At 42.0% G+C, this 8,914-nt stretch carries 5 protein-coding genes; all 5 read left to right on the forward strand.

The features are described from left to right. Positions 1-3: 3 nt before the first annotated feature. Complete coding sequence (locus QXD64_04790) at positions 4-3,159, forward strand: C13 family peptidase (protein ID MEM3396629.1); 3,156 nt, start codon at positions 4-6, stop codon at positions 3,157-3,159. A 9-nt stretch (positions 3,160-3,168) separates the two neighbouring features. Then, a complete protein-coding gene (locus QXD64_04795) occupies positions 3,169-3,672 on the forward strand; it encodes a hypothetical protein (protein MEM3396630.1) in 504 nt (167 codons plus the stop codon). Between the two features lie 8 nt (positions 3,673-3,680). After that, complete coding sequence (locus QXD64_04800; GenBank protein ID MEM3396631.1) at positions 3,681-7,037, forward strand: fibronectin type III domain-containing protein; 3,357 nt, start codon at positions 3,681-3,683, stop codon at positions 7,035-7,037. A gap of 3 nt (positions 7,038-7,040) precedes the next feature. Beyond that, entirely contained in the window at positions 7,041-7,628 is a 588-nt protein-coding gene (locus QXD64_04805) for a hypothetical protein (GenBank protein ID MEM3396632.1), read from the forward strand. 48 nt (positions 7,629-7,676) lie between these two features. Further along, on the forward strand, positions 7,677-8,914 hold a 1,238-nt coding region (locus tag QXD64_04810), incomplete at its 3' end, for a hypothetical protein (GenBank protein MEM3396633.1).

Here is an 8,914-nt window from a genome sequence, read left to right on the forward strand (position 1 = left end):
GTTATGGACAGGCAGGGACATCCATTGCTTGGCCTCTTTGAACCCACAATAGCCACGGGCTACTTCGGTGAGGTTTATATAGCCTTTAGTCGTTATGGAATTGAGCGAGGCATTGGAATGGCAACGAATTACAAGGAGCCTGGTGAGGTTGTGGAGACGATGCAGACAACAATTGATAGTTTGCCAGACGAGGTTTTTGACAAGAACCCAGATGAGCGGAGAACAACACTGAACAACAAGCTTGAGGCAATCGAGAACATGCTGGAGGCGAACAACACTAAAGGAGCGGTGCAGAAGATGAAAACGGAAGTAATGCCGAAGGTGTCAGGTGAAGAAGGGAGCTGGATACAGGGAAGTGATGCCGCAATGGAGGTATCAGCGAAAGGAGAGCAATTTACAACAAGCGTTTCTGATACCAATGGGTATAGTGTCTGGCTCTATTACTCACTTCTCACACCAACAACTGTAAAATTAGAATGGGGAATGAATTTTGAAGCATGGAAAATCGAACTTTATGTGAGCAACATAGCTGAGTATAACTGGAAAGATGTAACTGGGAGCACCAGTGTAACAGTTTCTATCCAACCAAACACTCAATATACTGCACAAGTGAAGGCTCTATGGGAAGCCCAAAAAATATATTCAGACCCAATTACATTTAAGAGCACATTTGCAATTACAGGCTGTGATTTTGCCGTATTACCTGAGGGAAAGGGGTATGTATATGCATCTGGAAATATACCATTGCTTGGGTATCAGTATCTTTATTTTAGGAAGGAGAGTGGGAGTTACATAAGGAGCAGTGTAATTGCGGATGGAAGCTCGTGCAATGTGAGATTTGATGTAGTGAATTTAGAGGAGAATGTGAAATACTACTACTATGTTGAGTTGAGATGTGTTGGAAATGGTGTAGCACAGAGCGCCACATATTGTGTAGTTTATAACTCACCAGCGATTACAAATATAGTATGGGTGCCTGAGTACGAGAAAGGAAAAATAACATGGACAACAAGTGTTGGAACCACAAACAACTATATAACTTACAAAGAAGTGGATGGAACCCAGCAATGGTCTGTTACTGCAAGTGGGTCTGGGAGCACGACACACACGGCATACATTACAGGGTTAAAACCATCGGGCAAATACCAATTTACGGTCCACTCTAAATATGGAGGTTCGGAGTTAACTGGACAAAAAACTGGTGAAACGAGAATGTATGTCTCTCCATATGGAAGTATGGACATATTTAATGGAAAGGAGATTTTGTATGGGATATGGTGGACATCTACCAAAAAACCCGGTTACAAACCAGAGGTATGGTATCTCACACTCGGTACTAGATGGCAATATGTAAGTGTAGATATGGGGAGTGCCTCTTATGATGGGGCAAAATGGCGGTGGTATGTATTTCTCTCCATTCCGAACCCCGAAAGAAACGCCAACATTCCAGTTTACTGGTATGTGTGGATGAAGTATGACATTGAGGGCTATGGGGTTGGTGAGATTGAACAAACCACCACACAGTGTGATAGATGTTACAAGAATTCAGACGCAGACAAGTTATTTGATTGCGAAGAAGGATATTACGGAACAAACAAATACAAACCAGATACAGATTATGATGGTGTCTCAGACTATGATGAAGTGCAAGGGTTTGTGAAAAGGTATGTAAGAGATACTGGCCTAAAAGGGTATTTGTTTTATCTCCAACCACCTTCTGATGGCTACTCAAAGATGTTCAGTTACCATACAAATCCACTCATTGCTGATACAGATGGGGATGGAAAAAAGGATTCAGCTGATCTTGTACCATTGGATTATGATATGGATGGAGATGGGTATCTTTCTTCATTGTGGTTGATTTTGCCGAAAATATATGTCCCTGGATGGGGATTGATAAACAATCCCTACTATCTACAGAGGCTTGCAAGTGCAGTAAGAAATGATAGATGGCTAGTGAAAACTGACCATGGATATATAGAAGATGGAGATATAGATGGAGATTGTATAGACAACAACGCCGATCCAGATGATGATGGTGACGGAATGAGTGATTATTACGAGTGGTTATATGGCATTGCCTATGGTGGATGGCAGCATCTTTTGATTTACAATGCAAGATATGCTATTTTGGTAGGGGGCGGTGGCGTGAAACCTCCAGCAAGTACAGAAGATGCAAACATTCCAGCTTTCTGGATAGATACCTATAGCATGTACAACAAATTGGTAGAGGGATGTGGATATTTACCTGAAAATGTAGAACTTCTGTATTGTCCGTGGTTTGTGTTTACATATGTCTCTACTTTTTACGAGGATTGGGCCCCCAACGCCAAGGTAAGAGTGGATTTCGGCAATTGGGAAACTATTCCTGTTGGTGAATCTTGGAAGATTGGACAAACGATTGAAGTATCCTATGATGGAGGCTATCTCTATTATAGAGACACAAACAGTTATAATGGGGTTATTAGATTGAGATTTCTACGAGGATGGGGTGGTGACTTGATAGGAGACAGGTATGGGTATTATTGGCAGGATTCTTCCAATCATAATCAAGCTATAGATGGGGAGGCTACATACGAAGATTTCTGTACATCGCTTTCCTCGATTGGCAAGAAAATCACAGAGAACGATTTCATTACAATCTTATTCAATCAGCATGGATTTAATGGTGGCTTGGAGTTCCGACTGAAAGAAAAGACTATTAAAGACCACTACGATATATATAAAGTGATAATTGAGGGTAGTTGTATATGGTGGGAGGATATTGAATCTCAAATAGATTCAATGATTTCAGAGTATGCAAGAATGGTTATCGTAGTTCAAGCATGTTACAGTGGAAGTGCCATAACTCATCTTGCAGGAGATAAAAGAGTAGTAGTAACTTCTGCAACGGAAAATGAAGTTTCTTGGGGAGAACTAGGAACATATGATCATTGGGCTTTCCTTTGGGAAGGAAAGCATAACTGGTGGGATGTACATCCTGGCTTTATACCTAACATGGGTTCCATCATTCAGCCTTTCTCTGTTGGTTGGGCTTTCAAAAAAGGGTTTGATGCAGCCCAAATGAACAAAATAGAGGCGTGGGGCTGGATAATCATAGATGGTAGATCTACCCCCCAGATTTCAAATATAGCTCTAGCAGATTCTACATACTGGTAGGTGATGAGTATGAAAGAAATAACGAAAACAATAATGATAATACTGGTGATATTAATAGTAACGCTCCTCTCTCTGTATGCATACAGTGTGTATTTGGCCCCGTACTTGCTGAAGAGGCCGCCTATGCAAGTTGTGTTGAAGCCCATATCAAACGAGAGCTTTGTCATTTATCAAATAGAAGTGTCCGGATATGAGCCACAAGATTATTATTTATATGAAAAGAGGATAAATTACGCTTTAACAAGAGAAAATGATACGGGTGGACTTTTTGAACTCGAAAAGGGCAAACTTTCGGAAATTAGAGACCACCCATCTGAAGGATACAATGTCACATGGCTTGATTGCGATAGAGACCATCACCTTACACAAGACGATAAAATCCTGATTAGTAAATCAGGTGGGAAAGCGGGTATGGTGAGGAATGGGGATTATTTTATGATATGGAGCGACACATGGTCCTGGTTATGTAGTATTTGGGTAGGCAAAGCAAATGCAACTGGACTGAACGGGTAATTTGCTGGATGTTGCACAAAGATGCAAACTGGGCGAGATTTTACATTGACGAGCTCAAGGTTGAAGAGATTACTACAGCGGTGCCGAAAATAGAGTATGTGGAGCATTATTACAAGGCAGGGGAATACACAGCAAAATTGTTTGAAGCGGAGACGGAAATTTTAGCAATCAATCTAAGCTGGGAAGGGAGCGGCAAAGTGTATGTGAGCGAGGACAATGTGAGCTGGGAAGAGGTTGGGAATGGAATTGAGAAGAGCGTGGAATGGAAGGCAGTTTACTGCAAGGTAGCCCTTACAACTCCCGCAGTGAATACAACGCCCTCGCTCTGGAATCTGAAAGCATCGTTGAAAAGCGGTGGCACGCTGAGGGTCTGGGAAAACAACACCACAGCGGAAATTTACACACAGGAAGGAAAGCCGCTGTATGGACTGGCAAGAGGATTTTTTGCGGGCAGAGAGTTGATTGGGATTAGAAATTACAATGGCTGGATTTATTTGGCAGAGAAAAACAACACAACCTGGAATGTGAGCAAAGTGCGAGAAACAAATGGGAGCTGGAAGATGGGGTTTGATTTTGTTGTATGGGAAGGAAAACAGTATTATTTCTGGGCTGACAACGGGAGCGGGAATTATCAGGTCTATGGTATGCTGGGGAACACCACTGTGTTGTTCAGCACAAGCCACACAGATGCAATTGATGTCCATGCTATTGCACCAGGCACAGAGCAACTGCCATTCCGAATGCCAAAGACGGAAAAGAAATTGCATGTGGTCTGGAGAGACTATGACGACTGGTATTCCATGCTCTGGTATGCTAGTTTTGATGCAGAACTAACTCAAACAGGAGCGTCGCAGAGGATAAAACTGGATACAAACTACACAGAGCTTGTTATGGACAGACAGGGGCATCCGCTACTGGGCTTATTTGAGCCAGCAATAGCCACGGGCTACTTCGGTGAGGTTTATATAGCCTTTAGTCGTTATGGAATTGAGCGAGGCATTGGAATGGCAACGAATTATGAGGAACCAGATAAGGTTGTGGAAACGATGCAGACAACAATTGACAGTTTGCCAGATGAGGTATTTGACAGGAATCCGGAGGAGCGGAAACAGGCGTTGAACAACAAGCTTGAGGCAATCGAGAACATGCTTGAGGCGAACAACACTAAAGGTGCTGTGCAGAAAATGAAAACTGAAGTAATGCCAAAGGTGTCAGGTGGAGAAGGGAGCTGGATACAGGGGAGTGATGCTACAGGTGACCTTGTAGATGCCTGCGAGCAGATGATAACAAGTACAAAAGATAAAACTGGAGAGAGTACTGTATGGCTTTCCTGCGATGTGCATACGCCAAAAGAAGTAGCATTTAGCTGGGGCTGTGATTTTCCGCCATACCTGGCGATTCTATACTGGCGTGTGAAAGGTACAAGTACATGGCCATACAGTACAGAGATTACATCTAGTTATGCAGTCATAACTGTCTCACCCTCTACAACCTATGAGGCAAAGGTAGTTGCTCAAGGAAAGAGTGGCTCATACACATCCAATATCGTAGAGTTCAGCACGACCTTCGCTCTTAAACGGACATGGAAAGAGAGTTTGCTAAACGGAAAGGTAAAGGTATGGTGGGAAGCGAATATGTGGATTGGGTATGGTTTATGTATATGGTACCCTAGTGGAAGTAGCGTCACAGGATCTCTTTATTCCTCAAAGGTTATGTATGCAATCATTCCAGCCGATGGTGCATTTACCGAGGGGTCAACTTATTCATATAGAATATATGCGAGAACTACGGAGAACACGCAAAGTTTTCTCACATCATACTACTCCTTTGTTTATGTTTCTCCACAGATAACCCAAATTACATGGATACCTTCTCATGATTCTACATCAAGCTGGTATGAGTGTGCGAAGATTGTATGGCAGACGAATGTAGCTGCTTCTGGTAGTATGGTAAGTTTTGCAAACATAAACAAGGTAGTAACTGCAACCACGAGCAGTGATGGAAAGACACATACGGCATGGGTAACAGGGCTTAGCCCCTCAACAACATACTCTTTCACAGTTTCATCTATATACAGCGGGGCAACACTTATAGCAAGTGGGAATGGAAAAACAAGGATGAGAATCACGGGTTGGGAGATATATGACATAGCGTACTCTGGTAAAGTGTATTTCAGAATAAAATGGAGCACAACAGAAACTCCCGTCGGAAATAACAAAGTAAAATACACTTTCAGTGATGGAACAAGTGGAGAGAAAAATGGTGCACAATATCCTAACTCTGTGAATAAATGGTTTGCTGACATAGAGAATGTAAACAGGGCAAAAATGGGAATTGGAGTATCGTTTACAGTATATGCTAGCAGTTCAATGGGTGATGAAAGCAGATGTGGTAGTGGTGTTGCCTATAAAGATTCTGATTACTCTCAGAGTTACGCAAACCTCCGTGATGGCCTGTTTGATTGCGAGGAAGGAATCACATCACCCTATTCTGTGGATAGTGATATGGATGGTTTAGTAGATGGGTGGCGGGATGCAGATGGTGATCACCGCTACGATGAAAATGAAGTGCCAGGTGAAATTGGGAACCCTGGTGGAAGTTATTATACTATCTGGGAGGATGGTAAAAAGTACACAATTTATAGTGGCAGTATATTCTATGAGTGTGTGTTATGTTTTGGATATATACCGGGAAGTATGAAAGAACTACCAGACCCTTTGAAAAAGGACATATATGTGGAAGTGGATGGAATGCAACCGAAAGATATATATGTGCAGGTTGGTTGGTGGGGATACTGGGTAAGAGTGTGTGACGGCCATATGATACTTCCAACTACCAAGGAAATCATTGTAAGTTATTTTGCATCCCATAATGTAAGGGTTCACATCGACGATGGATGTTTAGGTGGTGGTGAGTTAATTTCGCACGAGGATACAACAAAAATAGGAAAAATTCCATACGAAGGAAGATATAATTTGAAAAGAAAGCATGCGTTTGTCTATTGCTTGTTTTGTCATGATTCTGATGGCCATCTCGGTCATGCCAATGCTACAAGCATGACAGTGGGAGATGCAAATTGGCATAAATCTATTCCTGACATTTTGTGGTTGTTAGGCGCTCCTGGTTGGGCTATTTATTATTTTGTAAAAGGAGATTCACAAACATGTCAAGCAGGCGTTTTTATGCATGAACTTGGGCATGTCCTTGGACTGTATCCAGGCGAGTTAATGGGAAACGGTAACGGGTGGGGACCTCCAACACATCATAGCTGTATGAACTATCTCTATATTCTCCATGACACATGGTACACTGAATCTGAGTGGAACACAATTTATCAACATTTACCAACATATCTCGGAGGTTAATTTATGATGAATAAAAAGATAGGGAAAGTGATTTTAATCGTCTTTTTAGCAATTTGTCTGACAATAGTAGATGTTTTTATTGGCTTGTTTATATTGTATTGCTCATTTCTATTTCCGTATCATCCAGACTCATACGAATTTAAAATCGAGATAGAAAGTAAAGACGAAATAAACTATTCCATAATTGCACCATGCTTGATAGACAACGAAACAGGTGAAGCTCTACCTTTTATTTATTCTTTGTCAGCAAAGGGGAATGGCACAATAAATGTTATCAATTACTCTCATGAATGGTGTCTCTTTATTCAAGCGAGAGGTAATCTTACGCTTGAGTATTCTGGGAATGGAAAAATCCCACAATTTTTATTTACTAGAGTAAAGGCAATAGAAAGTTTTGCAGGTGATAGAAAATATATAACAAAAATAGATGTATCTATACCTGAAAATCACACGATTTCAATCAGACTTTTGTTAGATATTTGGCTTAATAATCAAGAAACAATTGGTGGGAATTGGGAAGAGAGAGATCGGGAATATCCAAATGGGGAATCTGACTTCATAATTTCCCTTAACATAGTTCATAGGGCTTAGTCTACGCGTGTTAATAAGATTCGGGATAACGTAATCACAACTCCCGCAGTGAACATAACGCCAGAACTGTGGAATCTGAAGGCAAACCTGAAAAGCGGTGGCACACTGATGGTCTGGGAAAACAATACGACAGAGGAAATTTACACACAGGAAGGAAAGCCGCTGTATGGACTGACAAGGGGTTATTTTGGAGGCAGAGAATTGATAGGCGTGAGAAACTACGATGGTTGGATTTATGTGGGAGAGAAAAACAACACAACCTGGAATGTGAGCAAAGTGCGAGAAACAAATGGGAGCTGGAAGATGGGGTTTGATTTTGTTGTATGGGAAGGAAAACAGTATTATTTCTGGGCTGACAACGGGAGCGGGAATTACCAGGTCTATGGCATGGTTGGAAACACAACAGCCTTGCTCAGCACAAGCAATACCGATGCAATAGATGTCCATGCTATTGCACCAGGCATCTGGCAACTGCCTTTCAGAATGCCAAAAACAGAAAAGAAATTGCATGTGGTCTGGCGTGACTATGACGACTGGTATTCCATGCTCTGGTATGCCAGTTTTGATGCAGAACTAACTCAAACAGGAGCGTCGCAGAGGCTAAAACTGGATACAAACTACACAGAACTAATTATGGACAAGCAAGGGCATCCGTTGCTTGGCTTATTTGAGCCAACAATAGCCACGGGCTACTTCGGTGAGGTTTATATAGCCTTTAGTCGTTATGGAATTGAGCGAGGCATTGGAATGACAACGAATTACAAGGAGCCTGGTGAGGTTGTGGAGACGATGCAAACAACAATTGATAGTTTGCCAGACGAGGTTTTTGACAAAAATCCAGAGGAGCGGAAGCAGGCATTGAACAACAAGCTTGAGGCAATCGAGAACATGCTTGAGGCGAACAACACTAAAGGAGCGGTGCAGAAGATGAAAACGGAAGTAATGCCGAAGGTGTCTGGAGGAGAAGGGAGCTGGGTACAGGGAAGTGATGCCGCAATGGAGGTATCAGCAAAAGGAGAGCAATTTACAACAAGCGTTTCTGATACCAATGGGTATAGTGTCTGGCTCTATTACTCACTTCTCACACCAACAACTGTAAAATTAGAATGGGGAATGAATTTTGAAGCATGGAAAATCGAACTTTATGTGAGCAACATAGCTGGGTATAACTGGAAAGATGTAACTGGGTGCTCAAGTGTAACAATTACTGTTCAACCGAACACTGAATACACTGGGCAAGTAAGGGCCTGGTGGGAGGCACAGAAAATATATTCGGACCCCGTAAT

It is taken from the genome of Thermoplasmata archaeon (assembly GCA_038874435.1).
Classification (GTDB): domain Archaea; phylum Thermoplasmatota; class Thermoplasmata; order Lutacidiplasmatales; family SKW197; genus SKW197.

Bases quoted from the DNA above. Each gene is read 5' to 3' on its own strand.
- QXD64_04790 (MEM3396629.1), top strand. From the start codon at position 4: ATGGACAGGCAGGGACATCCATTGCTTGGCCTCTTTGAACCCACAATA.
- QXD64_04795 (MEM3396630.1), top strand. From the start codon at position 3,169: ATGAAAGAAATAACGAAAACAATAATGATAATACTGGTGATATTAATA.
- QXD64_04800 (MEM3396631.1), top strand. From the start codon at position 3,681: ATGTTGCACAAAGATGCAAACTGGGCGAGATTTTACATTGACGAGCTC.
- QXD64_04805 (MEM3396632.1), top strand. From the start codon at position 7,041: ATGATGAATAAAAAGATAGGGAAAGTGATTTTAATCGTCTTTTTAGCA.